23 protein-coding genes and 1 other RNA gene are annotated in these 23,503 nt (G+C 66.6%); 8 read left to right on the top strand and 16 right to left on the bottom strand.

From position 1 onward, the window contains the following. Nucleotides 1-95: 95 nt before the first annotated feature. Nucleotides 96-1,085: a hypothetical protein gene (locus KQ310_RS06050; protein ID WP_259720873.1), complete on the top strand. Its 990-nt coding sequence runs from the start codon at nt 96-98 to the stop codon at nt 1,083-1,085. A gap of 51 nt (nt 1,086-1,136) precedes the next feature. On the opposite strand, the gene KQ310_RS06055 is transcribed toward KQ310_RS06050, so the two are convergent. Together KQ310_RS06055 and KQ310_RS06060 are read right to left on the bottom strand one after the other, a co-directional pair. Next, on the bottom strand, nt 1,137-1,961 hold the full coding sequence (locus KQ310_RS06055; protein WP_311134707.1) for a tyrosine-type recombinase/integrase: 825 nt from the start codon (nt 1,959-1,961) through the stop codon (nt 1,137-1,139). Between the two features lie 61 nt (nt 1,962-2,022). Continuing rightward, nucleotides 2,023-2,397 (bottom strand): DoxX family protein, encoded by a 375-nt coding sequence (locus KQ310_RS06060; protein WP_259720875.1) that lies wholly within the window; start codon nt 2,395-2,397, stop codon nt 2,023-2,025. 1,211 nt (nt 2,398-3,608) lie between these two features. Here KQ310_RS06060 and KQ310_RS06065 point away from each other — a divergent pair. Further along, nucleotides 3,609-3,971 carry a YciI family protein gene (locus KQ310_RS06065; RefSeq protein WP_259720876.1) on the top strand — a complete coding sequence of 121 codons (363 nt, stop codon included), beginning with the start codon at nt 3,609-3,611 and terminating at the stop codon, nt 3,969-3,971. Here KQ310_RS06065 and KQ310_RS06070 read toward each other — a convergent pair. Then, complete coding sequence (locus KQ310_RS06070) at nt 3,932-4,174, bottom strand: hypothetical protein (protein WP_197153763.1); 243 nt, start codon at nt 4,172-4,174, stop codon at nt 3,932-3,934. The two genes, KQ310_RS06065 and KQ310_RS06070, sit on opposite strands and share 40 nt — an antisense overlap. Before the next feature lie 109 nt (nt 4,175-4,283). Between KQ310_RS06070 and KQ310_RS06075 the strand changes: the two genes are divergently transcribed. Both KQ310_RS06075 and KQ310_RS06080 read left to right on the top strand, forming a co-directional pair. Further along, nucleotides 4,284-5,498, top strand: coding sequence for a glycosyltransferase (locus KQ310_RS06075; protein ID WP_259720877.1), 1,215 nt, complete (start codon nt 4,284-4,286; stop codon nt 5,496-5,498). Nucleotides 5,499-5,684: 186 nt separating this feature from the next. Further along, nucleotides 5,685-6,380 carry a sugar transferase gene (locus KQ310_RS06080; protein WP_259720890.1) on the top strand — a complete coding sequence of 232 codons (696 nt, stop codon included), beginning with the start codon at nt 5,685-5,687 and terminating at the stop codon, nt 6,378-6,380. Nucleotides 6,381-6,393: 13 nt separating this feature from the next. Here KQ310_RS06080 and cbiB read toward each other — a convergent pair whose 3' ends face one another. From cbiB to KQ310_RS06110, 6 genes are all read right to left on the bottom strand, one after another. Beyond that, nucleotides 6,394-7,467 carry an adenosylcobinamide-phosphate synthase CbiB gene (gene cbiB / locus KQ310_RS06085; protein ID WP_259720878.1) on the bottom strand — a complete coding sequence of 358 codons (1,074 nt, stop codon included), beginning with the start codon at nt 7,465-7,467 and terminating at the stop codon, nt 6,394-6,396. Between the two features lie 3 nt (nt 7,468-7,470). Beyond that, the gene (locus KQ310_RS06090; RefSeq protein WP_259720879.1) at nt 7,471-8,556 is read right to left on the bottom strand and encodes a hypothetical protein; all 1,086 of its coding nucleotides are present in this window, start codon (nt 8,554-8,556) and stop codon (nt 7,471-7,473) included. Nucleotides 8,557-8,626: 70 nt separating this feature from the next. After that, nucleotides 8,627-9,622, bottom strand: coding sequence for a ketol-acid reductoisomerase (gene ilvC / locus KQ310_RS06095; protein WP_259720880.1), 996 nt, complete (start codon nt 9,620-9,622; stop codon nt 8,627-8,629). Nucleotides 9,623-9,946: 324 nt separating this feature from the next. Beyond that, nucleotides 9,947-10,549 carry an ATP-dependent Clp protease proteolytic subunit gene (locus tag KQ310_RS06100; RefSeq protein WP_259720881.1) on the bottom strand — a complete coding sequence of 201 codons (603 nt, stop codon included), beginning with the start codon at nt 10,547-10,549 and terminating at the stop codon, nt 9,947-9,949. A gap of 69 nt (nt 10,550-10,618) precedes the next feature. Further along, a complete protein-coding gene (locus tag KQ310_RS06105; protein WP_259720882.1) occupies nt 10,619-11,299 on the bottom strand; it encodes an ATP-dependent Clp protease proteolytic subunit in 681 nt (226 codons plus the stop codon). 30 nt (nt 11,300-11,329) lie between these two features. Continuing rightward, complete coding sequence (locus tag KQ310_RS06110; protein ID WP_259720883.1) at nt 11,330-12,466, bottom strand: PIN/TRAM domain-containing protein; 1,137 nt, start codon at nt 12,464-12,466, stop codon at nt 11,330-11,332. 78 nt (nt 12,467-12,544) lie between these two features. Between KQ310_RS06110 and KQ310_RS06115 the strand changes: the two genes are divergently transcribed. After that, nucleotides 12,545-13,810 carry a coproporphyrinogen-III oxidase family protein gene (locus KQ310_RS06115; protein ID WP_259720884.1) on the top strand — a complete coding sequence of 422 codons (1,266 nt, stop codon included), beginning with the start codon at nt 12,545-12,547 and terminating at the stop codon, nt 13,808-13,810. On the opposite strand, the gene panB is transcribed toward KQ310_RS06115, so the two are convergent. Next, nucleotides 13,740-14,570: a 3-methyl-2-oxobutanoate hydroxymethyltransferase gene (gene panB / locus KQ310_RS06120; protein WP_259720891.1), complete on the bottom strand. Its 831-nt coding sequence runs from the start codon at nt 14,568-14,570 to the stop codon at nt 13,740-13,742. The two genes, KQ310_RS06115 and panB, sit on opposite strands and share 71 nt — an antisense overlap. Before the next feature lie 46 nt (nt 14,571-14,616). Between panB and ffs the strand changes: the two genes are divergently transcribed. Then, an RNA gene (ffs, locus tag KQ310_RS06125) (signal recognition particle sRNA small type) lies at nt 14,617-14,713 on the top strand. A 192-nt stretch (nt 14,714-14,905) separates the two neighbouring features. Here the strand turns inward: ffs and ftsZ are convergent. From ftsZ to glsA, 6 genes are all read right to left on the bottom strand, one after another. After that, complete coding sequence (gene ftsZ, locus KQ310_RS06130) at nt 14,906-16,003, bottom strand: cell division protein FtsZ (protein ID WP_399237776.1); 1,098 nt, start codon at nt 16,001-16,003, stop codon at nt 14,906-14,908. 243 nt (nt 16,004-16,246) lie between these two features. Continuing rightward, on the bottom strand, nt 16,247-17,098 hold the full coding sequence (locus KQ310_RS06135; RefSeq protein WP_259720885.1) for a cell division protein FtsQ/DivIB: 852 nt from the start codon (nt 17,096-17,098) through the stop codon (nt 16,247-16,249). Then, entirely contained in the window at nt 17,095-17,505 is a 411-nt protein-coding gene (locus tag KQ310_RS06140; RefSeq protein ID WP_259720886.1) for a hypothetical protein, read from the bottom strand. Before KQ310_RS06140 ends, KQ310_RS06135 begins: the two co-directional genes overlap by 4 nt. Continuing rightward, complete coding sequence (locus tag KQ310_RS06145) at nt 17,502-18,599, bottom strand: D-alanine--D-alanine ligase family protein (RefSeq protein WP_259720887.1); 1,098 nt, start codon at nt 18,597-18,599, stop codon at nt 17,502-17,504. Before KQ310_RS06145 ends, KQ310_RS06140 begins: the two co-directional genes overlap by 4 nt. A gap of 39 nt (nt 18,600-18,638) precedes the next feature. Next, nucleotides 18,639-20,051: a tRNA (N6-isopentenyl adenosine(37)-C2)-methylthiotransferase MiaB gene (gene miaB, locus KQ310_RS06150; RefSeq protein WP_259720893.1), complete on the bottom strand. Its 1,413-nt coding sequence runs from the start codon at nt 20,049-20,051 to the stop codon at nt 18,639-18,641. Nucleotides 20,052-20,155: 104 nt separating this feature from the next. Beyond that, nucleotides 20,156-21,988, bottom strand: coding sequence for a glutaminase A (glsA, locus tag KQ310_RS06155; protein WP_259720888.1), 1,833 nt, complete (start codon nt 21,986-21,988; stop codon nt 20,156-20,158). 166 nt (nt 21,989-22,154) lie between these two features. On the opposite strand from glsA, the gene KQ310_RS06160 reads away from it, so the two are divergent. Further along, nucleotides 22,155-23,261 (top strand): dipeptide epimerase, encoded by a 1,107-nt coding sequence (locus KQ310_RS06160; RefSeq protein ID WP_259720894.1) that lies wholly within the window; start codon nt 22,155-22,157, stop codon nt 23,259-23,261. Beyond that, on the top strand, nt 23,255-23,503 hold a 249-nt coding region (locus KQ310_RS06165; protein WP_259720889.1), incomplete at its 3' end, for a DUF1611 domain-containing protein. The genes KQ310_RS06160 and KQ310_RS06165, both read left to right, overlap by 7 nt.

The following is a 23,503-nucleotide window of genomic DNA, read 5'->3' on the forward strand; positions in this document are numbered from 1 at the left end:
GACAGCACCTCTGGCTGCCGGTGCCTGCTGCAGCCGACGATTGGCCGGAAACACCGGCATTGAGATGCCGATAACCAAGACCATTGGTTCAGCACGTGCTTGGCTCGCTGGCGCTGCTGGTTTTGGGCGACAAACTCCTAGAGCTGAGCGACGAGGAGCGGGCGCAGCACGGTGAGGCCACTGTGCTGACGATCGAGAAGAGCCGGGGCCGGCGGTCAGGGGACCGGTTCCTGCTGCGTGAGGATTTAGAGGAGGTCTTGACTCTCGAAGACCTCACACCCACGGTGCAGCGTAGTAATCGCGGCCTCGGGGATGAAACGCCTCGGACGCTGGTGCTGGGGATGCTGAAGGACTCGGAGGAGGGGATGACCGTGAAGGAGGTGAAGGTCCAGCTCGATGCAACGCTCTCGGGGAGGCAGGGGGCGAAGCCGATAGCTATCCAGGTGGCTCGGCGGATGGTCAAATACTGGGTCACTGCCGGCCTCGTGGAGGAGGTGGGTGTGAGACAGCCGGGAGAACGTGGTGGGCCTGGGGAAATGGTGTTCAACACCCCACCCCCCTATTACGAGACAAATACTGTTCCCAACCCCCCTCCTTTCTTTGAGAGTCATTCCACTGCAGTGGATCCCGAGGACGAAGTTAGGAATACCCCAGAGTTCCTAACCCCCAGTGTTCCTAACTCCGACCACAACGACACCGTTGTCTCACGTGGAGATCGTGAGACGCAGCGCAGCGGTTCACCCGAGGACGGAGGCTTGACAGAAACCGCCGAGGTGCCAGAAACGCCCTCGGGGGAGGGAGTTAGGGACACTCCGTGCGCTGAAAAGGAGGTGTCCCTAACCTCCGAGGACGAAACCCTCTCCAGCACAGGGGTTTCGGAAACCACCGAGGGAGTTAGGGACACTGGACCCCTCGTAAAGGGGACCCTTACACCGAAGAACAACTGCGCCAGGTTGCCGGTTTGGCTAGAAGACGACGATGACGAGCCCTGGTCGAGCTACGCAAGGCCGGAGGGCGGACCAAGCCATCAAGCTGGCCTGACAGGCATCGCGAATGCGAACAGCAGCGCTCCCTTCGCCCAATAGGTAGAAACCGCGTCCTCGGGGGACAGGCGTTCAACTACCCCCGAGGACGTTTCAATCAAGCAACCGCAGAGCTGCCTCTTCGTCTGCTTCTGCCACGTCGATGTAGGTCTGCAGCTGCCCAAGACTGGCGTGCCCCGTGAATCTCTGAACGGTTCTCAAGCTCGCGCCACGCTGGGCCATCGTTGTGGCCAGGCTGCGCCGGAAGCTGTGCAGAGATACCCCTGAGGGGAAGCCCGGCCCCAGGGCCGCCACAGCCCGTCGCAGGGCCTTGTCGGCCGCTTGGCGGGTCATCGGTTGGTTCTCGCTCCCAGGGCTGAGGAAGAGCAGTGACCCGTTGCGAGCGGGCCGTTCATGGCGCGACTCCCAATGAAGCCGGAACTGTTCCAGCTCCTCCCGCAAGCGCGCAGCGATCAGGGGCTCCCGAGTGCGGCGAGTCTTGGTGGTGGTGGCGGCAAACACGATCCGGTCGCTGTGGATCGCTCCCCAGTGGAGTCTCAGTGTCTCAGTTGTGCGACTGCCCGTGAACCGCATCACGCTCCACAGAGCTCGGTGCTCGGGGTTGGGCGCCACTTGCATGAGCTGATCCAGTTGCTCAGGCGAGAGCACCCTGGCCTGACCTGAGCCGCAGGTTTTGGGCATCGCCGCTCTCGGGAAGTTGTCCTTTTCCACGATACGACAACCCTCAAGTGCTTGCAGACGTTCTCGGGATTGCCCAAGCGTGCCGCCGTGGGAGTGTGCCTTGTTGATTCTCAGTTGAGCCCCTTGCTGAGAACCCCGAGGGCAATTCCTGCGGTGCCCGCTCTCTGGTTGTTTCGGCGGGTGCGCGATTTCCCGGTAGGGAACTCGCACGCCATGGAGGGGTTCGCGGGCGCGCATCCGAGTGCCGGCGTTTGTCGCCTGTTTTTGGGGCCTTCCTCCCGACGCGACCCCTCTCGGTTCAGTTCTGAGAGTCCTGGTCGACCACCAGCAGCAGGCCGCCCACAATCGCCAGGTTCTTGATCAGTTGGATGCGCTCGCTCGTGTCGGCCACGTCGCCGTGGAACAGAAAGGTGGTGGGCACCAGAAACACCAGCAACAGAACGGCCCCAATTCGTGACTTCCAGCCGCTGATTACCAGTGCGGAGCCCGCTGCCATCAGCAAGATCGCAGCCGACAAGAGGACTGGCGCCAGCGGCAAGCCTTTGGCAGCAATGGCAGCGGCGGGACTGGCAAAGCCTGTCAGCTTCCCGATCAGCGAATGCAAGAACACCAGGCAGAGAAGCACTCGAGCGATGCGGTTCAGGAGTGACAGCTGGTGGGTCGTCTTCGTCATCAGAGCTCTGTGATCTGCTCGCAGCAGTCTGAAGCTGATCTATTCGACGCTGCGCTTTGCCGTCATCGCCTTACTGGCGAATGGATTCAGGAAATCCTGGCGAGTAGACAAGGCTTGCTGATCGTCAGCCTGCCGGAGGGAAATGACCGGAAGTCTTTGAAGACCTGGATGCTCCATTGCAGCTCCGAGACTCCTGGCCTTGGTGCCTCCCCCGAGATCGACAGCCGCCTGCGCCTCCACTCCGCGTCGCTCCAGCTGCTGAAGTTTCGGAGTTCGAACCAGATCTCCTCCTCCCGATTCGCATCCAGGAGCCAGCACCCCGGTCGCCGACCCTTGCGGGGGAGGCCAGGAGGCGAGCCCTGGCGGTAGATCGGGCAGGACAACGGGTCGCCCCATGGGCGGCTGCCACGGCTGCGGTTGTGGGCGTGCCACGAGGACAGTCGACCGATCATGGTTTGCCGAGGAACCCCGACCCGCTGGCAGAAAGGCTTCAGGGTGAGCCAGGAAGGGGCTTCATAGCCGCAGGCCGTGGCCCTCCCCGAGGTCGGCGATGGCAGCCTCCATGACCGTGGGAAAGGTCTTTCCGTGGCCGCAGCGGGTCATGCTTCTATCCCACGAGGGTCGCCTGAGCCGCAACAGGGGATGGCCATGGACCAGGCCCCAGATGGGGCAATGGATCTCAGGGAATGATAACCATTCTCGCTCTGGAAACAGGTTTAGGCGGGTGGGCTGGCTGCGCCGTTTCTCTGGCGGCGGTGGCTTTCGGTGCTTCAGTCCTCCCTCGAGGGTGCCGAGCCGTGCTCTCACCCCCGAGAGCGGTGAGGTGGGCTCAATTGCGTTCCTGTGGCTGCTTCTGGGCTGTCCCGGTGGCTGCGTTTCTTCCGCGCTCTCGAGGGGCTTTCCCTTGGCGCAGGTGGTTGCTTGGATGACCGGCCGTTGTCCGCTCCGGTCCGATCTAGAACTGGATGGTGGGCGCCCTGGACTGACGTCACCAGCTCTCACCAGCTCTCAGATTCATTGCCTGTCCCCCGAGAGCGACTGCGATCACTGCGTCTTTGCTTGTCTCACGCTGTGCTCCCAAAGCACCCGAGCTACCAAGCTGCGCCACGCCCCGATAAGCAGACTTTAAACCTCAGCATCAGGCGCCACGGGACACAACGGCACCGTCTGCCTGGGTCGCGAGGGCACCTCCTACTTTTGTTGCCGGCGGCATGGGAACAGTGGAGCGGGCAAGAGGACAGCGCTGGTTCGTGAAGCTCGAGGAGGGCATCGTGGACAAAGCACTCTTCGATGCGGCGGTGCCGGCCCATCGGGATTGGCTAGCTGAGCTGGAGGCTGCGGGTCACCGCCCCAGCAGCGGCTACTGGCGGGATCGGCAGGGCCTCAGTGGAGCTGGGGGGATGTTGTTGTTCCTGGCCGGCGATCGCGACGAGGCGGAACGACTGGTCTCCGGCGATCCGCTGGTGAGCCAGGGCTGCGTGCGCTGGGTTGTGCACGAATGGTGCGTGGTAGCAGGCGAGCTCGCTGATCCCCCTCAGGAGTGGAACAACAGCACCAGCCCCGAGCTGAGTTGATGGAATTCACGTTCCTCCCGGCTCAGGTCCAGCCCCACCTGGAGGCCTTCCTTGAGGGCGTCATCGAACGGAGGAGCCGATGGAGCCTCACCGGCACACCAGAGCGCAGCGATACCGACCGGGGTTGCATGCCAGCTGAAGCAGGGGGTCGTGCCGATGGCAGGTTCCTGCAGGGCGTCTTCGAGCAGTTCGCGGATGGGCATGGTGACCCGTAGCGGGAACTCCCAATGGGTGGCCCCAGCTTCGACAGCTCACCGAGAGGGGGCAAGGTGCTGAGAGTTTTCGTGATGAAGGCCGCCTAGCCTTCCCGCCATGACAGGCCTGCCCACCTCGATCGCGCTGGTGCACGAGTGGTTCACGCCGCGGGCGGTGGGGGGGTCGGAGGCCGTGGTCGAGCAGCTCGATGCCCTGCTCCATCCCCAGCTCTTTGCCCTGGTGGATGGGGAGAGCCAGCGCCCGGGGAGCTGGCTGCATGGCCGCCGGATCCAGACCTCCTTCATCCAGCAACTGCCCTGGGGAGTGAGCCATGTGCAGCAGTACCTGCCCCTGTTGCCCCTGGCAATCGAGCAGCTTGACCTGGGCGGCTACCCGCTGGTGCTGAGCAGCAACCACCTCGTGGCCAAGGGCGTGATCACCGGGCCGGATCAATTGCATGTGAGCTATGTGCACACGCCGGTCCGATACGCCTGGGATCAGATGCATGCCTACCTGGCGCGCTCCGCCCTGGCGCGCAGTCCGCTCGGACCGCTGATCCGCGGCCAACTGCATCGCCTGCGCCAGTGGGACGTGGTGAGCAGCAGCCGGGTCGACCATCTGATCGCCAATTCCCGCTTCACCGCCCGTCGGATCCAGCGCTGCTGGCGGCGCGGCGCCACGGTGGTGCATCCACCGGTCGAGGTGGATCGATTCCGCTGGGACCAGCCGCGCAGCGACACCTATCTCAGCGTCTGCAGGTTGGTGCCCTACAAGCGGGTCGATCTGGTGGTACGAGCCTTCAACCGCCTCGGATTGCCGCTGGTGGTGATCGGCGATGGACCCGAGCGGCGACGGCTGGAAGCCATGGCAGGCCCCAACGTGCAGTTTCTCGGCCACCGCCCCGCCGACGAGGTGACCACCTGGTTGCAACATTGCCGTGCCTATGTCTACGCAGGCCTGGAGGATTTCGGTATCGCGCCGGTGGAGGCGATGGCGGCCGGCGCCCCTGTGATCGCTCTGGGGCAGGGCGGCCTGCTGGACAGTGTGCGCTGTCTGGAAAGCGGCGCGACCCAGCCCACCGGGCTGTTGTTCCCCGTTCAATCGGTTGAGAGCCTGGCGGCGGCCCTGGATCACTTCCACACGGAGCGGCTCTGGCGCCGGTTCCCCGCTGACGCCCAGCACGACTGGGCCCTGCGTTTCTCCCCGGCCTGCTTCCGCCGCCGCATGCAGGAGAGGTTGGAGACGCTGTGGCGATCCCACTGCCGCCGCCTCGCCCGTGCCAGTGCCCCTGTGCCTCTGGAGGAGCTGCCACCGATTGATGGGGCAGCCTGACTCCGATTTTTAGATTGCCGCCACCGCCGTGCGGCTTCGCTGCCGTCTGCCGCCACGTTTCTTGCGCCTGCCTCCCGCCCTGCCAACCTCGGCCCCGTGTCCACCGCACGGTCTCCTGCTTTCTCTGGTGGTGGGTCATTGGTCGATGCATCGGCGTCACAACCAGGACGCCTGCGGCGGTTGCGACTGTCTTCGCCTCTGTCCCCGCCGCTGACGCTGGTGAAGCGACCCTCCGCCCATCAGCTGATCCGCCTGCAGTCAAGACGCTCGCGGATGATCAAGCGCAGCGGCGACATCGTGTTTTCGCTGGCGGTGCTCGGCCTCGGTGCGCCCGTGTTCCTGCTGCTGGCGCTGCTAGTCAGGCTCACCTCCCGCGGGCCGGTGTTCTATGTGCAGCAGCGGGTGGGACGGGGCTATCGCAGCTTCGGCTGCATCAAGTTCCGCACAATGCGGCGCGATGCCGATCGGTTGCTCTCGGCCCTGCTGGCGGAATCGCCCGATCTGGAGGAGGAATTCCGCAACGACTTCAAGCTGCGCAAGGATCCACGCATCACCCGCCTCGGCAAATTCCTGCGTCGCTCCAGCCTCGATGAGTTGCCCCAGTTCGTGAACGTGCTACGCGGTCAGATGAGCGTGGTGGGTCCTCGGCCGATCGTGGACAAGGAGCTGGACCGCTACGCCGATCGCATGGATGAGGTGTTGGCGGTGCGACCCGGTCTGACCGGGCTCTGGCAAGTCTCCGGCCGCAACAACCTCACCTATGCCAAGCGGGTGAAGCTGGATGTGTCCTACGCGCGGCACCGCAGTTTCTGGATGGACCTGCGCATCATCCTGCGCACCTTCAGCGTGATCCTCGATCCCACCGACCGCGGCGCCTACTGAGTCCACAACGGTGTCACATCAACGCCACCGCCCAGGCCAGGGCAACGGCGAAGGCCGACAGCAACCACAGCCCTGTGAGTCTTCGGGTGAGCCGAAGCATGCGGCTCACTGCCAGTGCATCCGCAGGCCGTCCGGCGGGATGGAGCAGCGGTTTGGGCTTCGCAAGGCCGCCGTAATGGTTCACCCCCCCCAGGCGCACATCCGCCGCCAGGGCATAGGCGGCTTGAGAGACGCCCGCATTGGGGGACGGATCCGGCCTCCCTTCCACCAGGGCCTGGCGGAAACACCCCAGGGCGGAAGCTGTCCGACCCGCCGCCAAGGGCAGGCTCAAGGCCACCAGCCGGCAGGGCAGCCAGGTGAGCAGATCATCGAGGCGGGCGCCGGCGGTGCCGAGCCAACGCAGGCGGCCCTGGCGGTATCCGAGCATCGAATCCAGGGTGCTGGCCGCCTTGAAGCTCCAGGCCAGACAGAGGGGGCCGGGCAGGGCGATCAGGGCACGATCGGGCCAGGCGCACCAGAGCAGCGCCCCCAGCAGCATCCAGAACAGGGGCGCGAACACACCATCCACCGCGTTCTCGCTGGCGGTTTCCGCGGCAGCCCGCAGGATGTCAGAGCGATCCAGCCCCTCCACATCGCGGCCCACGACCCAGGCCAGCCGCTGGCGGGCCGGCTCGAGAGCGCCGTCAGACGGCTCTAAGTCCCAAGGAGGCAGGGCAGTGACGACAGCCTTCACAGCCTGTTCAAGGCTGCGGCCGGCCAGGGCACTGGCCAGGGCGATCACCAGCAGTGGCAGGGCGACCGGATGCACCAGGGTCAGCCGCTCCACCACCCAGCCGGCCAGGCCGCTCAGACCCACCACCAGCAGCGTGAGGCCGGCTCCAGCCAGGCGCAGGCACCCTGGTCGATCGCCCGCCCAGGCTTCGGCAACCCGTCGCAGCCGACCGATGCCCCAGCCGATCACCTGCACCGGGTGAAGCCAGGGCTGCGGATCGCCCACCAGCCGATCCAGGGCCACGCCCGCCAGAACCGCGAGCATCGGGGCGAGGGGCACCAGCCGCATCAGCGGCGGCAGAACAGTGGCCTCCATCGCTCAGCTGGAGACCGCAGGCCTTGGCGGCCGGCCCAGCAGCAGCGCCATCACCACGAAGGCCAGCACCTGCAGCGGAATCGCTCGGCCAAGCCCCAGGGACTGGGTGAGCAGGCCCATCGCCAGGCTGCCGGCCAGGCCGCCCACGGCGCCGGAGCGTTGCAACGTCTGCCAGCGCAGGGGAGCATCGCCCAGAAAGGCCAGGCGATCAACCAGGGCACCATCGGCGGCAGCGGCCAGTGCTCCGAGCGGCACGAACAGCAGCACCGCCCCCCAGCCCGGCAAGGCCTGAATCTGGGTGAGCAGCAACAGGCCGCCCATGAGGCCGTAGCGGGCCCAGGCCGCCAGGGCGGGCAGACGGCCCTGCAGGCTGCGGCCCACGCCGTAGGCAGCCAGCACCATGGCGAAGTCAAAGCAGTTGCCTGCCCCCACGGCCCTCACCCAGAGGGGCAACAGCGCGAAGAGGCTGCCGAACAGAAGCCCCTGCAGCACACAGTGGCGATCCAGAGGCGGCGGGGCCATCGAGGGCAGGGCCGCTGCGTTGCCAGATGCTTCCGCAGCGCCATCAGCCGAGCCAACGGGAGCCTGCTCACGCGGCATCAGAGCAGTGGCCCCCAGGGGAAGCAGCAACAGCAGAGCCGGTACGAACTGCTTCACGGCCGGGAACAACAGGGCCGTGAGCAGATTGCCCGCCAGGGAGCCGAGATCACTGCCCTGCCGCAGGCGTTCGATCGAGAGCCCCGGATTGCGCAGCAGGCGCCGCTGTAGCGGCAGCTGGCTCAGTTCCCCGCCGATGCCGAACAGCAACACCGCCAGCAGGGACGCGATCAGCAGCCCGTTGGCCGGCCAGCCTGAGAGCTTGCCCAGACTCACGCCCAGCAACAGCACCACGCTGGCCAGCTGCAGCCCATAGCCGGAGGGTCGGCGCTGCAGCGGCAACAGCACCGGCAGGGTGCCGAGGGCCGGCAGCAGGCTGTTCAGCAGCGGCGACGGGGTGAGGCCGCTCACCATCCAGGCGGTGGAGGCCAGGGTGAGACTGGTGCCGGCCTGGGCGCTGCCCCAGAGCAGGGAGAGGCGGAGCGGGCGCATGGGGCGGTCACGACAAAGGTCCGTGCCGGCAGGGCACAGACCCAGAATGGCGACAAGCGCCGGGTCGGGATCAGGCGGCCTTGAGCCAGCTGAACATCGAACGCAGACCCTTGCCCACCTGCTCGATCGGATGGGCGGCGTCGCGATTGCGGGCCTTGGTCATCTCGGGCTTGCCGGCCTCGCATTCGGCCACGAAGTTGCGGGCGAAGGTGCCGTCCTGGATATCGGCCAGGATGCGCTTCATCTCAGCCTTGGTGTCGGCCGTGATCAGGCGAGGCCCGCTCACGTAGTCGCCGTACTCGGCGGTGTTGGAGATCGAGTCACGCATGGCGGTGAGGCCGCCCTTCACCATCAGATCGACGATCAGCTTCACTTCGTGCAGGCACTCGAAGTAGGCCAGCTCGGGCTGGTACCCAGCCTCCACCAGGGTCTCGAAGCCAGCCTTGACCAGCTCACTGAGGCCACCGCAGAGCACGGCCTGCTCACCGAACAGATCGGTCTCGGTCTCTTCCTTGAAGTTGGTCTCGAGAATGCCGGCGCGGGTCCCACCAATGCCCTTGGCATAGGCCATCGCCAGGCCGCGGGCGTTGCCGGAGGCGTCCTGCTGGATGGCGAACAGGGCAGGCACGCCCATGCCGTTCTGGTATTCCCAGCGCACCGTGTGGCCGGGGCCCTTGGGGGCGATCATCACCACATCCACATCGGCGGGGGGCTTGATCAGCTCGAAGCGGATGTTGAAACCGTGGGCGAAGCTCAACACCTTGCCGGCGCTCAGGTGGGGCGCGATCTCCGCCTCGTACACCGCTTTCTGGGCCTCATCGGGCAGCAGCACCATGATCCAGTCGGCCTTGGCGGCCGCATCGGCCACACTCAACACCTCCAGGCCATCGGCCCTGGCCTTGTCGGCCGAGCGACTGCCCTCGTACAGGCCCACCACCACGTTGACGCCGCTGTCCTTGAGGTTCAGGGCATGGGCATGGCCCTGGGAGCCGTAGCCGATGATCGCCACCGTCTTGCCGTTCAGCAGGCTGAGATCAGCATCGGAGTCGTAGAAGAGCTGGGCCATCCGGCGGCAGGCAGGGCAAACGGCGAGTGTACGGCTGCGTCAATGGCGCATCGCTGCCTGGGCCTGACCCGACTTGATCGCGTCAGGCCCAAGTCTCTGACGGCCGTCCTCCCGAGCAACAGCTTGGCCACCCAGATCAAGGCCTGACCCCCGCCGAGGCATGAAAGGCAGCATCTGCTGCTCTTCGCTTAAAACCGAAACACTCCTTTGGAGCGAAGCGCTGGGAACGTGGTGACGCAATCAGAGGCAGAACCAGCAGGAGAGACTCAATCGAGGCTGAAACCCTTGATTGGGTTCTGAGGATGCAACGGCATCCTTCAAAGCTCAGGCTTCGCTGGGGTGGGCAATCACACGATCAATCAGGCCATAATCCTTGGCCTCGGCGGCACTGAGGAAATAATCGCGGTCGGTGTCTTTCTCGATCTTCTCAAAGGATTGGCCGGTCATCTCGGCCATGCTGTTGTTCAGCATGTCCTTCATGCGCAGGATTTCCTTGGCTTCGATTTCAATGTCGGAGGCCTGCCGCTGACTGGTGCCACCGAGGGGTTGGTGGATCATGATCCGGCTGTGGGGCAGCGCCAGCCGCTTGCCCTTGGTGCCGGCGGCCAGCAAGAACGCACCCATGCTGGCCGCCAGGCCAACACAGATGGTCACCACATCACTTTTGACATACTGCATGGTATCGAAGATCGCCAAGCCGGCAGTCACCGATCCACCCGGAGAGTTGATGTAGAGATAAATCGGCTTGGAGTTGTCATCAGAATCCAGATACAGCATCTGGGCCACCAAGGCATTGGCCACGGCATCGGTCACCTCCGAACCGAGAAAAAGGATGCGCTCCACCCCAAGGCGGGTATAGATGTCGACCCAGCGCTCGTACTGGCTGCCGGGCAAGCGGTAGGGAACGCTGGGGGTGCCGATGGGCATGACGACGTGCTAGTGGCGGAGGGGAACTGGGGGATGGCGGCCGGGGCCGCTTGAACGAAACTGATCGGCTCAGCTGATGCCGGCCACCTTGGCGGGGCCGGGCAGATCTTTCTGGCTGGTGAGCACCCGGTCAATCAGGCCGTACTCCACAGCTTCCTCGGCCGTGAGGTAGGTCATGCGGTCGGAGTCGCGCGAGAGCTGCTCCACGCTCCTGCCGGTGTTGGCGGACAGCATCTCGAGCATCGTCTGCTTGTTGTGCAGCACTTCCTTGGCCCGGATCTGGATGTCGGTGGCCTGGCCTCGGGCGCCGCTACGGGGCTGATGCAGCACGATCGAGGCATGACGCAGGGCGGCCCGATGGCCCTTGGTGCCGGCCGACAGGATCATGGCGGCCGTGCCCATCGCCTGGCCGATGCAGATCGTGTGGACTGGCGGCTTCACATAGCGGAGCGTGTCGGCGATGGCGAAGGCTTCGGTCTCGAAGCCGATGGCATCACCCGAATACCAGCTGGTGCCGGTGGAGTTGATGTAGAAGAAGATCGGCTTCTCCGGATTGTCGAACTCCAGGTAGAGCAACTGGGCAATGATCAGCTCGGTCACGTCGATGCCCATCTGCCGCTTGGCATCGTCGTCCGAGAACAGGGGCAGACCGAGATAGACGATCCGCTCCTTCAGCAGGAGGCTGGGCAGGTCCGGCGGCGGCGTGCGCAGGACGGCTGAATCGCCGTAGTAGGGGGCCGACACCGACATCCGCAGAGCACCTGAGGCTTGGCCAGGAGCCTAGCGGGGGTTGGTCTGGCTGCCGCGAGGGGCTGTGGGGGTCGGCTTTCCGCCCGTCTTGCCCCCCGTCGGCTGCGGTTCGCAGCGGGCAAAGACCATGCGACCGGACGGAGTCTGGAGAGCCCCGGTCACCACCACCGGCAGGCGTTCGCCGATGCGACCGCTGGCGTCTTCCACCACCACCATGGTGCCGTCTTCCAGGTAGCCCACCCCCTGGGCCGCCTCCTTGCCCTCGCGCACGATCTTGAGCTGCAGGCCATCACCGGGCTGCACCTCGGGCCGCAGGGCAATCACCAGCTCGCTGAGGTTGAGCACCCGCAGCTGCTTCACCTGGGCCACCTGGGCCAGGTTGTAGTCGGCGGTCAACAGCGTGCCGCCGGTATCCGCGGTAAGGGCGAGCAGCTTGTCGTCGGCGCCGGCACCCTCGTAGCGGGTGCTGTTCACCACCAGCCGCCGGCCGTAGTCAGTCCGCAGCTCAGTGAGCAGCTTGAGGCCGCGGCGCCCCTTGCCGCGCTTCTCGGCATTGCCGGAGTCGGCCAGGGCCTGGAGTTCATCGATCACGGCCTGGGCCACGATCACCTGGCCTTCCAGCAGCCCCGAATCGAGCAGGCCGCGGATGCGGCCGTCAATGATCACACTGGTGTCGAGGATCTTGGCCGTGGCTGGCTGCAGCACGCCATCGGCCACCAGCATCGCTTCGGTGCTGGAGGGATTGAACAGGCGCATCAGGGTGCGGCCATGCACCTCGGCCAGGTTGTAGCCGGACACACCGAAGAAGACATTGCTGAGCACCGCCGCCAATGGCTTCACCAGCACCACTTCCCACGGCAGGGGCAGCAGCAGAATCGGAGCCAGCAACAGATTGGCCACCAGCAGACCGAGGATGAGCCCCACCGCCCGGCTGACCAGCAGATCGGTGGGCATGCTGCGCACCTGGGCCATCAGGCGGCGGCGCAGCTGGCCGAAGAAGATGCCGGCGATCAGCCCGAAGAAGGCGCCGAAGCCACCCATCACCCAGCGCAGACCTTCGAGGTTGGTGACCTGCAGCAGCAGCGGTTCGGGCAGCAGATCAACGCCCAGCCAGCCGGTGGCGGCGCCGGAGATCAGGAACAGGACCAGGATGAGGGTGTCCAGCATCCGCCCGGTGGGGCTCAATGTGCAGGTGCGGGCAGCATGCCGGATCCCCGCCTGTTTGGCTGCGCCAGGTAACCGCCCATGACGGCCCCATGGCCATGGCCACCGCGCAGTGCCTACCTACACATTCCCTTCTGCCATCGCCGCTGCTTCTACTGCGACTTTCCGGTGGTGCCCCTGGGGGATCGGGCCGATGGCAGCCGCTCGCCGTCGATTCCCGCCTATCTGGCCTTGCTGGAGGCGGAGATCGCCGCGTCGCCACCGGGTCCGCCCCTCTCCACCGTGTACCTGGGCGGCGGCACGCCGTCGCTGCTGACGCCGGAGCAGGTGGAGGGGCTGCTGGTGGCGCTGCAGCGACGCTATGGACTGGCGGATGGCGCCGAACTCAGCCTGGAGCTGGATCCAGCCAGCTTCGACGAGACGCGGCTGGAGGGCTACCTGGCCGCGGGCATCAACCGGGTCAGCCTGGGGGGCCAGAGCTTCGACAACGCCGTGCTGGCGGGGCTGGGGCGGCGGCACCGCCGTGCCGATCTGCTCGAGGCCTGCGGCTGGCTCGCCGCCGCCCAGCAGCGCGGCCGGCTGCGCAGCTGGAGTCTGGATCTGATCCAGGGTCTGCCACTGACGCTGGCCGCCCCATCGCCCTCAGAGATCGCTGGGGCGGCGGCTGAAGCGGTGCAGCGCCACTGGCGGGCGCAGCTTGAGGCGGCGGTGGCCCAGGAGCCTCCCCACCTGTCGGTCTACGACCTGATCGTGGAGCCGGGCACGGTGTTCGCCCGTCGCCTGGAGCAGGGGAACCTGGATCTTCCGGATGGGGATCTGGGTGCGGATCTGATGGAGCTCACCTGGAAGCACCTCCAGGCTGCCGGCTACGGCCATTACGAGATCTCCAACTACGCCAGGCCTGGCCATGCCTCGCGCCACAACCGCGTCTACTGGAGCGGCGGCGGCTGGTGGGGCTTTGGCATGGGGGCCACCAGTGCTCCCGATGGCGAGCGAATGGCCCGCCCCCGCACCCGCGAGGCCTATGCCACCTGGCTGGCCACAGAGGCAGAGGCGACACCACCAGGGAAGGGCCGGGGGATGCCGCTGGATGAGCGCCTGCTGGTGGGGTTGCGACGGCGTGAGGGGGTGAGCCTGGCCGCACTGGCCCGCTCCCATGGGCTGGCGGCAGTCGATCGGATGGCACTGCAGCAGCGCCTGCAGCCGTTCCTGGAGGCTGGGCTACTGCTGGTCGAAGGGCCTCGCTGGCGCCTGAGCGATCCCGACGGGCTCGCCCTCAGCAATGCGGTGCTGCGGGAGCTGCTGGACTGGTACCAGGAGTGGCAGGGGCGGCAGACGGAGCGTTGAGCCCGGTGACCCAGCCCCGCAGGGCCTCCACACTGAGGCCGCGGCCATCGATCAACGGCGGGCTGAAGGGTGGCTGACGGTGGGTCAGGCCAAGCAGATCGGCGGTGACCCGCACCTGGCCATCGCAGCCATCGCCGGCGCCGATGCCGATCACCGGCAGCAGCAGCTCCCGGCTGAGCTCCGTGGCCAGGGCCGCCGGCACATGTTCCAGCACCAGGGCAAAGCAACCTGCCTCCTGCAGCTGTCGGGCGCGCCGCTTCAGCTGCTCCTGGCTGGCTGGATCGGTTGCCTGCTGGCGGTACCCCAGCTGATGCACCGCCTGGGGGGTCAGCCCGAGATGCCCCATCACCGGGATGCCATGACGCACCAGCCGGTCCATCACGGCCAGGGTTTCGGGTTCGGCCCCCTCCAGCTTCACGGCGGCGGCCGGACTGTCCTTCAGCACCCGCCCAGCCGCCGCCATCGCCTGATCGGGGCCGCACTGATAGCTCAGAAACGGCAGATCGCAGATCAGCAGCGGCTGATGGGCCGGCGGCCGCCGCAGACCCCGGCCCACCGCCCGGCAGTGGTGCAGCATCTCCTCCAGCGTCACCGGCAAGGTGGTGGGATGCCCCAGCACCACCATGGCCAGGGAGTCGCCGACCAGCACGGCATCGGCCCCCGCCTCCTCAACCAGGGCCGCGGAGAGGGCATCCCAGGCGGTGAGGATGGCGATCGGCAGGCCGGCTTGCTTGCGGCTCAGCAGATCACCGGGGCGCAGGGGCACGGCGGAACGGCAGCGGAGGGCCCATTGCTAGCATTGCCCCGACTCGGACCCACGCGGCCCTGACGCCTAAATCTGGTCAGAACCGGAAGGGAGCAGCCACACGGGATGCTCAGAGCAGGCGTGGACTCCGGGTCACCCATTCGATCGAAACAGTCCTCCAGAAGGGTCTTCGGAGGGGAGAACGGGATCGAAGACGCTGGGGACGGTTGGTGTTGCGAGACCGTTCTGCCTGAATCCTGAACAAAGCCTGCCCACTCAGAATCAGGCCCCTCAATCTTGATTCGTTCAGAAGGAAGCGACTAGGAAAGCAGTCGACTCCTGAGCGATACTCACTCGCCGCGGGTCTGGCGTTTGAGCAGGAAAGCGGGAATATTGGCGCCTTGGTCGGAACTGTCGGAATTGAGCGAATCGGCTGGGGTGAACTGGGTCACGGCAGGTCGCTCCACGCGGTAGTGACCGCCACTGTCGAAGCCGGTGGCGATCACGGTCACGTGAATCTCGCCCTCCATCGCTTCGTCCACAACGGCGCCCACGATGATGTTGGCGTCAGGGTCGACCACGTCGTAGATCACCTCTGAGGCGGTGGTCATGTCTTCCAGGGTCATGTCCCGGCCACCGCTGATGTTGATCACACAGCCGCGGGCCCCATCGATGCGGGCCGCCTCCAGCAGGGGGCTGCTCATGGCGGCCTGGGCAGCTTCGATGGCGCGGGAGCGACCCGACCCCACACCAATGCCCAGCAGAGCGGTGCCGGCTTCGGACATGACCGAGCGCACATCGGCGAAGTCAACGTTGACCAGGCCAGGACGGGTGATGATGTCGCTGATGCCCTTGACGCCCATCCGCAGGACGTCGTCAGCGGCGCGGAAGGCCTCCTGCAGCGGTGCCCCGGCGATGGCTTCGCGCAGCCGGTCGTTGGGGATCACGATCAGGGTATCCACATGTTCGGCCAGGCGGGCGATGCCCTCCTCGGCCTGGCGCATGCGTTTGCGCCCCTCGAAACTGAAGGGCTTGGTGACGATGCCCACCGTGAGGGCGCCGCACTCCTTGGCCACCTCGGCCAGGATCGGAGCCGCACCGGTGCCGGTGCCGCCCCCCATGCCCGCGGCGATGAAGATCAGATCCGAACCCTGAAGCGATTCGAGCAGCTCATTGCGCGACTCCTCGGCAGCCTTCTGGCCGATGACGGGATTGCCGCCGGCGCCGAGGCCGCGCGTGAGCTTCTGGCCAAGCTGCACCCGCTGCTGCGCTGAGGACTGCAGCAGAGCCTGGGCGTCCGTATTCAGGACCCGATAGCCCACCCCCTGGAGATCGGAGGCAATCATGCGGTTGACGGCATTGCTTCCGCCTCCACCCACACCGATCACTTCGATGCGGGCGGACTGACTGGGCACGATGCCGTTGCTGCTCACGAGTGTCTTTCTCAAGTCGGCGTCGACCTGTAGTCCAGCATGGCCGCAATGGGCCGGCAGGTGCAACTGTCGGTCCTGGTCATGCTGCATCGGAGGGCATGTGCCGTTGGTCTGCGGCTGCATTATGTCGGCGTAGGGCGCCCAGCACCGGATCGAAGTGAACAGAATCCGGTCGAATCCCTGAATTGACAAGCGCCTGTGTGGGTGTGCTGGCCAAAACCACCCCAGACAACCTCAGTGGGCCTCTCACCGGGCAGCTCATTGGGCGCCGATCGGGACCGGCGTCGGCGTTCCCGGAGCGTTGGAGGACGACGAACCACGGGCCGGCGCCGGCAGGCCCAGTTCCGGCTGGTTCGGATCGCTCAGATCAATCGATTGCACCCGGCGGCCCTTCACCTGGGCTGGCAGTTCCTCCTTCAGGTGGCGCAGCACCGCCAGGCGGTGCTCCAGCTCGCCGTCCATCGGGCCGAGGCGGATGAGGCCCAGACTGGCGGTATCCAGCCAGAGGGCGCCATCCGACTCGAAACGGATCTGGCGTAGATCCGGCCCGATCGCCTGGCGATTCTCCAGCAGCTGCGTCAGGGCACCGCGGTGGCGTTCGTTCCATCCCACCACCTTGAGGCCCATCACCTCGGCCGACGGGACGCCGATCTGCTGGCGGGCGCTCATCCAGTTGCCCAGCCGATCGACGTATCCCTGCTCCAGGCCCTTGGGCGTGCGGCGCTCGGCCCGGGCTACCGCCTGGCGATCCACCAGGTCGATGCGGAGGCGTGGCGGCAGCATCAGACGACTCACCTGCACCTTCTCCACCGGCAGGGCTTCGGCAAGCCTCTCCATCAGGGCGTGGGGATGCACCGCCAGCAACGGCTGGGGGAAGCGCAGGCCGGCGGCCTGGATGGCCTGCTCGCGGCTCACCTGACGGCTGCCCAGCACCTCCACTTGATCAGGCCGGGTGAGGGTCCAGCCCTGGCGCAAGAGCACGTAGCCCAGACCTGCGGTGAGGCCACTGAGCACCAACAGGCGCCAGGCATTGCGAAGCCGTTCCTGGCGCCGCTGGCGCCGCAGCTCCCGCCGCCGTTCAACCCCCGGTTGCAGGGAGCCTGCCTTCACAGGTCGCAACGGGAGCGCGCCATCAGCTCGTCCATCCAGCGGCGGGCCCGATCCGCATCGGAGAAGGGCAGATCCATCTGCCGGCCATCGCCCACCAGCCGCAACCGGCAACTGCCATGGCTCTCATCGGTGAGCGGCGCTTCACCGGAATGGAGCGACAGCAGCTCCACCAGTTCGAGCTGTTTGATCGGGAAGTCATCGGCCTGCTTGAGGGTGCCGGCCTCAAAGCGGCTCCAGCTCAGCACCCCCTCCTTGAGGCGTGCGGCACCACAGCCATCCAGCTTGGCCAGTTCCGAGCCGGCGGCCCAAGTGCGGAAGAGGTGCTGGCGCCTCCGCTCCAGCCAGCCCAGGGCCGGCAGGAGAATGAAGATCAGCAGCAGGGGAAGCCAGAGCAGGCCGTGCGTCATGGGGTTGGTTCTCCAGCTGCCGAAGCCATAGCCCATTCTCTCGCGCCCTGCACCAGCTGATGCAACAACTCCTCAAGCGGTAAGCCGCTGGCCTGCCAGAGCATCGGGTACATGCTCTGGGAGGTGAAGCCCGGCAGGGTGTTGATCTCATTGAGCAGCAGCTCACCACCGGCCTCAACGTAGAAAAAATCCACCCGGGCCAGGCCTGCGGCCCCAACGGCGCGGCAGGCGGCGATGGCGAGGTTGCGGATCCGCTCACTCACCTCGGGTGCCAACTCCGCTGGGATCACGGTGTGGCTGAGGCCTTCGCTGTATTTGGCGGTGTAGTCGTACCAGTCGGAATCAAAACGGATCTCCCCCACCACCGATGCCTGCAACGGCCTGGCCCCTCCGCCCAGCACGGCACATTCCAGTTCTCGGGCCACCACGCCCTGCTCCACCACGAGCCGGCGATCCAGGGCGGCGGCCTGGCGCAGGCCCTCGATCAGGCTCGGCCTGTCGACCGCCTTGCTGATTCCCACCGAGGAGCCCATGTTGGCGGGCTTGACGAAGCAGGGATAGCCGAGCTGCTGCTCCAGGCGGTTCAACAGGGCCTCTGGGTCGTCAACCAGTTCAGCGGCGTTGACGCAGGCGTAGGGCACCTGGGGCAGGGCGGCGGCGGCAAAGGCGGCCTTCATCGCCTGTTTGTCCATGCCCACGGCGGAGCCCAGCACGCCGGACCCCACGAAGGGCACACCCATCAGGGTGAACAGGCCCTGGATGGTGCCGTCCTCCCCATTCGGGCCATGCAACACGGGGATCCACACCTCCACCTCCAGGGCACCTGCTGGAAAGCCCTGGAAGCCGGGGCGGGAGGGCGACGGGGGCAGGTCGACTGGTTCCGCAGGTGTTCCCTTGGCCAGCACGGCCTCGGCCACCTCGGGCGGCCACCAGCGGCCCTGGCGATCGATATAAAAACAGCTCAGCCGGTATCGCCCGGCGTTGGCACCGCGGCGCAGAGCCCCCACCACGGTGTTGGCCGATCGGATCGACACGGCGTGCTCACCGGAGGCCCCCCCGAACACCAGGCCGAGGTGGGTGGGCGCGTCGACCATGGAGCCAGAGAAGAGGGGCCAAAGGTATCAGCGATCGCGTCAGAGCACGGCGCCGCTGAGCGAGAAGGCACGCACCTGATCGATCCGCACCGAGACCAGATCGCCTGGAGCGATCACACTGCCATCGGGCCGGCTGGACGGGAAGAACGTGAGACGGTTGGTGCGGGTGCGTCCCATCATCTGGCCCGGATCCCTGGGATTGGAGCCCTCCACCAGGATCTCCTCGCAGCGGCCGGCGTAGCGCGCACTCCGCTGTTTCGCCTGGGTCTCGACCAGGGCGTTGAGCTCCTGCAGGCGCTCCACCTTGACCGCTTCGCTCAGCTGGTCCGGCCAGTCGGCGGCGGGGGTGTTGGGCCGGGGGGAATAGGCGGCGGTGTTGACCGCATCGAAGCCCACCGCCTCCACCAGATCGAGGGTGTGCCGGTACTGGGCATCGGTCTCACCGGGGAAGCCCACGATCACATCGGCGCTGATCGCGGCATCGGGCATGCGCTCCCGGATCCGGTCGAGGATGCGCCGGTAGCGCTCCACCGTGTAGCCACGGGCCATGGCCCGCAGCACGTCGTTGTCGCCGCTCTGAAAGGGGATGTGGAAGTGCTCGCACACCTTCTCCAGGTCGGCGCAGGTGTCGATCAGGCGATCGGTGAAATAGCGAGGATGGCTGGTGGCGAAGCGGATCCGCTCAAGGCCGCGCACGTCGTGCACGAAGCGGAGCAGATCCGTGAGGGTGTGCTGACGGCGCCCCTCAGGGGTGATGCCGGGCAGATCGCGGCCATAGGCATCGATGTTCTGGCCCAGCAGGGTCACTTCCCGGTAACCCCGCTCCGCCAGCCCTTCCATCTCCAGCCGGATCGCCTCGGGCCGGCGCGACTGCTCAACGCCCCGCACCGAGGGCACCACGCAGTAAGTGCAGCGCTCGTTGCAGCCGTAGATCACGTTCACCCAGGCGCAGACCGCACTGTCCCGCCGGGCCGTGGTGATGTCTTCGAGGATGTGGTGTTCGCCGGTGGCCACCACCTGCTGGCCGCTCTCCACCTGGCTCAGCAGGGTGTCGAGCCGGTTGGCGTGCTGCGGACCCATCACCAGATCCAGCTCCGGCACCCGGCGCAGCAGCGCTTCTCCCTCCTGCTGGGCGACGCAGCCCGCCACCACCAGGGTGAGATGGGGGTTGGTGCGTTTGCGCTGGGCCTGACGGCCCAGATAGCTGTAAACCTTCTGCTCGGCGTTGTCGCGAATCGTGCAGGTGTTGTAGAGCACCAGATCGGCCGTGTGTTCATCAAGGCCGGGGGCATAGCCCATCGCTTCGAGGATCCCCGCCATCCGCTCGGAATCCGCCTTGTTCATCTGGCAGCCGAACGTGGTGATCCAGTAGCTGCCGCGTTGCTGCGGCGCCGCCGGGTCGCTGCCTGGAGCCGTCTGGCCTGAGGCACTGGTCTTGGTGGCAATCGCCATCGGTCCCGCAGAGCCGGTCTGCTGCGCGGTGGCGTTCTGGGGGCGAGAAGGGGCCTGCATGACGTCAGTTTCGGACATCAACCGCCAGCGGGGCCCTGCAAGCCTCAGCGCTGCTCCAACAGGGTGAGCTGCTGGTTGGCGCGTTGAACCTTCAGGGCCAGATCACGGTGCAGGGCCAGCAGGATCTCGATCACCAGATCCGGCCGCTCCTGCTGCAACCGGTCAAAGGCCTCGCGCTGGAGCACCAGGCAGGTGCCATCCTCCTCGGCCACCATGTCTGCGGTTCGGGGTGTGCCATTCAGAAAGGCAATCTCCCCCACACTCACGCCCGTGCTGAAGGTGGCAAAGCGGATGCGTTTGCCGGGCTGGAGTTCGTCTCCGGCACTGAAGCAACCCGCCTCGATCAGGAACAGCTCCTGACCGGCATCGCCGCGGCGGAACACCACATCCCCCTTGGTGAAGGCCCGCCGTTCCAGCAGCGGTTCGAGGACCGCCCGATTGGCCTCCGGCAAAGCCTCGAGCAGGTGGATCGTGTTGGGCTCCAGGGCATTCGGCTCGGCTTCCAGCCGCAACTTGTCCAGGAGCAGGTTCTCCGCTGTTTCCAGGGCCTTGTCAAGGCTCGTGAACCAGTCGAGTGGAAGGGTGGCTACCTCCCCTGGCCAGAAGTCCTCGAGATGCTCACCCCGGCAGAGCAGGCAGCGGATGCCGCGCTGGGCCAGCAGCTCCAGTTGGTTCAGCACCAGGCCGGCGCTGATCGGCGGCAGGCCCACCACCTGGGCCAGATCCATCACCACGAACGACTCGGAGATGACACTGGCCTCCAGGTGAGACAGCAGCTCCTCCACCGCCGCGAAATCGAGCACCCCCTGCACCTGCAGCACCCGGATGCGCTCACCATGACGATCGAGATGGCCGAATTCGGCGGCGCTCCGCCAACGGCGGGAGTAGCGGTTCTTGCCGGTGGCCGAGGAGCGGATCGTGGTGCCGATGCGGGCGGGTTGGTCGAACAGATGGAGTTCCAACCGATGGGAGAGCTCCTCACACACGGCGATGCCGCGGCTGGAGTTGCCGAAGGAATCGAGGGGCGGCGAGTAGACGGCCAGGCCCACCCGTCCCGGCACCACCGCCATCACACCGCCGCCCACACCACTTTTGGCCGGCATGCCCACGTTGTAGAGCCACTGACCGGTGTAGTCGTACATGCCGCAGCTGCCCATCACCGCCAGCACATTGGTGGTGATCGCCGGATCCAGGGTCACCACGCCGGTGCGTGGATTGCGGCCCTGGCAGGCCAGGGTGGCCGCCATCACCGCCAGGTCCTGGCAGGTGACCTTCACCGCGCACTGGCGGAAATAGAGCTGCAGGCCGGGCTCCGGCGAGGCATTGATCACATCGAAGTTGCGCAGCAGATGGCCGATGGCCCGGTTGCGGTGCCCCGTGTCCCGCTCGGAACGGAACACCGCCTCATCCACCTCCAGGCGGTGGCCGGCCATGTCCGAAAGGAAATCGAGCAGCTTCGATTCGGCCCGTTCCGGATCGTGGGCCCAGATCTGGGCCGTGGTGGCAATGGCACCGGCATTGATCATCGGGTTGCGGGGAATCCCGGTGACCGGATGGAGGCTGATGGCGTTGAACGCGTCGCCGGAGGGCTCCACGCCAACCTTGGACTGCATGTGATCGGCCGAGGGCAGTTTCAGGGCCAGGCCATAGGCAAACGGTTTGGAGATCGACTGGATCGTGAACGGTTTGCGGGTCTGTCCCACCTCGTAGACACGGCCATCGGTGGTGGCGATCACAATGCCGAAGTCGTCTGGATCAGCCTTGGCCAGCTCCGGGATGTAGTCGGCTGGAGCGCCGTCGCGCAGGCTCAGGAAGCGGGCGTGCACCTCCTCCAGGATCAGCTGGATCGCCGAGGCGGTCGCATCGCTAGGGGGCATTGAGGGAATGGGACCGCAACGGTGCGGATGGCTGGGGTCTGAATCGCCGTGATCCCAATCCCGACGTGTCCCTCGAATCTGTGCCTTCTGTTACCGATGTGGTGCCTGGTCGGAGGCTGTGTCAGCGTTACCCCAATCTGCCTGTCCTGACGGGCTGTTGACTGGCATGCGCTGCCTGTTGCATCGCTTCACCCTCACCAAGGCGGTGCCACTGGCGATCAGCCGCGGCACCACGGCGGCGGTGCAGCACCTGCTGCTGGAGATCGAGCACGAGGGCGTGATCGGTCGTGGGGAGACCGGCGGGTTCGACACCGGCCACCGCTGTTACGAGACCGAGGAGCTGGCGGCGGAACTCGAAAAGTTCCTGCCCCGGATCGAACCCCTGGCCCCCCAGCCGATGCAGAGCCTGCAGCCCCTGCTGGCAGACCTCTCGGCGCCGGCCCGCTGCGCCGTCGACCTGGCCCTGTGGGATTGGTGGGGGCAGCGGCTTGGCCAGCCCCTCTGGCGCCTCTGGGGTCTGGACCGCCAGGCCGGCGAGCCCACCAGCGTGACCCTTGGCCTGGGAGCGGTGGCGGCGGTGCTGGCACGGCTGGAGCGCTGGTGGGAGGCGATGCCGGCCAGCCGCATCAAGCTCAAGCTCGGCAGCCCCGATGGGCCGGAGCACGACCGGCGGCTGGTGGAGGCGGTGGCGGTGGCCCTGGAGCGCCGCCGCCAGGCCACCGGGCAGCCCTGTGAGCTGCAGGTGGACGCCAACGGTGGTTGGAGCCTGGAGACGGCCCAGGCGATGCTGACCTGGCTGGAGCACCAGGGCGTGGTGCTGGTGGAGCAGCCCCTGGCGCCGCTCAGCGATCCGGAGGCGGACACGGCTGGCTTCGCCGCCCTGGAACTCGACTGTCCGATGGCCCTGGTGGCCGATGAGAGCTGCTGGGATCTGGACGATCTGCTGCGGTTGGCCCCCTATGTGGACGGCATCAACATCAAGCTGCTCAAGAGCGGTGGCCTCAGTGAGGCCCTGCTGATGGCCCGCACGGCTGAGCGGCTTGGACTGGGGGTGATGCTCGGCTGCTATTCCGATGCCGCCCTGCTGAACGGCGCCGCGTCCCAGCTGCTGCCGCTGGTGCGCTGGCCCGATCTGGACAGCCACCTCAACCTGGTCGACGATCCCTTCCGTGGACCAGAGCTCGAGGGAGACCAGCTGCGGCCGTCTGATCGCCCGGGGCTGGGGGTGGACGGCGGGCTTGCCGAAACGCCGATGGGAGACCTGCCGTGCTGACGGACGACGCACCGATCGTGCTGCTGCAGCACGGCGGGCTCACGGATCTGGGCGGCAAGACCGGCCTGGCGATGCTGCGCTATCGCCATGGGCCGATCGTGGCGGTGATTGACCCGGAGAACGCCGGTCGCCGCGTCCCCGAGCTGACCGGCATTCCACGGGATCTGCCGGTCCTGGCCAGCCTCCGTGAGGCGTTGCCGCTCGGACCTCGCGTGGCGGTGGTGGGTCTGGCCCCCGCCCGC

The organism is Synechococcus sp. CS-1328, from assembly GCF_025128095.1.
GTDB lineage: Bacteria > Cyanobacteriota > Cyanobacteriia > PCC-6307 > Cyanobiaceae > CBW1002.

Excerpts from the sequence above, each read along its gene's own strand:
- KQ310_RS06055 (WP_311134707.1), bottom strand. The coding sequence starts at position 1,961 with ATGCGCGCCCGCGAACCCCTCCATGGCGTGCGAGTTCCCTACCGGGAA.
- KQ310_RS06060 (WP_259720875.1), bottom strand. The coding sequence starts at position 2,397 with ATGACGAAGACGACCCACCAGCTGTCACTCCTGAACCGCATCGCTCGA.
- KQ310_RS06065 (WP_259720876.1), top strand. The coding sequence starts at position 3,609 with ATGGGAACAGTGGAGCGGGCAAGAGGACAGCGCTGGTTCGTGAAGCTC.
- KQ310_RS06070 (WP_197153763.1), bottom strand. The coding sequence starts at position 4,174 with ATGCCCATCCGCGAACTGCTCGAAGACGCCCTGCAGGAACCTGCCATC.
- KQ310_RS06075 (WP_259720877.1), top strand. The coding sequence starts at position 4,284 with ATGACAGGCCTGCCCACCTCGATCGCGCTGGTGCACGAGTGGTTCACG.
- cbiB (WP_259720878.1), bottom strand. The coding sequence starts at position 7,467 with ATGGAGGCCACTGTTCTGCCGCCGCTGATGCGGCTGGTGCCCCTCGCC.
- KQ310_RS06090 (WP_259720879.1), bottom strand. The coding sequence starts at position 8,556 with ATGCGCCCGCTCCGCCTCTCCCTGCTCTGGGGCAGCGCCCAGGCCGGC.
- ilvC (WP_259720880.1), bottom strand. The coding sequence starts at position 9,622 with ATGGCCCAGCTCTTCTACGACTCCGATGCTGATCTCAGCCTGCTGAAC.
- KQ310_RS06100 (WP_259720881.1), bottom strand. The coding sequence starts at position 10,549 with ATGCCCATCGGCACCCCCAGCGTTCCCTACCGCTTGCCCGGCAGCCAG.
- KQ310_RS06105 (WP_259720882.1), bottom strand. The coding sequence starts at position 11,299 with ATGTCGGTGTCGGCCCCCTACTACGGCGATTCAGCCGTCCTGCGCACG.
- KQ310_RS06110 (WP_259720883.1), bottom strand. The coding sequence starts at position 12,466 with ATGCTGGACACCCTCATCCTGGTCCTGTTCCTGATCTCCGGCGCCGCC.
- KQ310_RS06115 (WP_259720884.1), top strand. The coding sequence starts at position 12,545 with ATGACGGCCCCATGGCCATGGCCACCGCGCAGTGCCTACCTACACATT.
- KQ310_RS06140 (WP_259720886.1), bottom strand. The coding sequence starts at position 17,505 with ATGACGCACGGCCTGCTCTGGCTTCCCCTGCTGCTGATCTTCATTCTC.
- KQ310_RS06145 (WP_259720887.1), bottom strand. The coding sequence starts at position 18,599 with ATGGTCGACGCGCCCACCCACCTCGGCCTGGTGTTCGGGGGGGCCTCC.
- miaB (WP_259720893.1), bottom strand. The coding sequence starts at position 20,051 with ATGGCGATTGCCACCAAGACCAGTGCCTCAGGCCAGACGGCTCCAGGC.
- glsA (WP_259720888.1), bottom strand. The coding sequence starts at position 21,988 with ATGCCCCCTAGCGATGCGACCGCCTCGGCGATCCAGCTGATCCTGGAG.
- KQ310_RS06160 (WP_259720894.1), top strand. The coding sequence starts at position 22,155 with ATGCGCTGCCTGTTGCATCGCTTCACCCTCACCAAGGCGGTGCCACTG.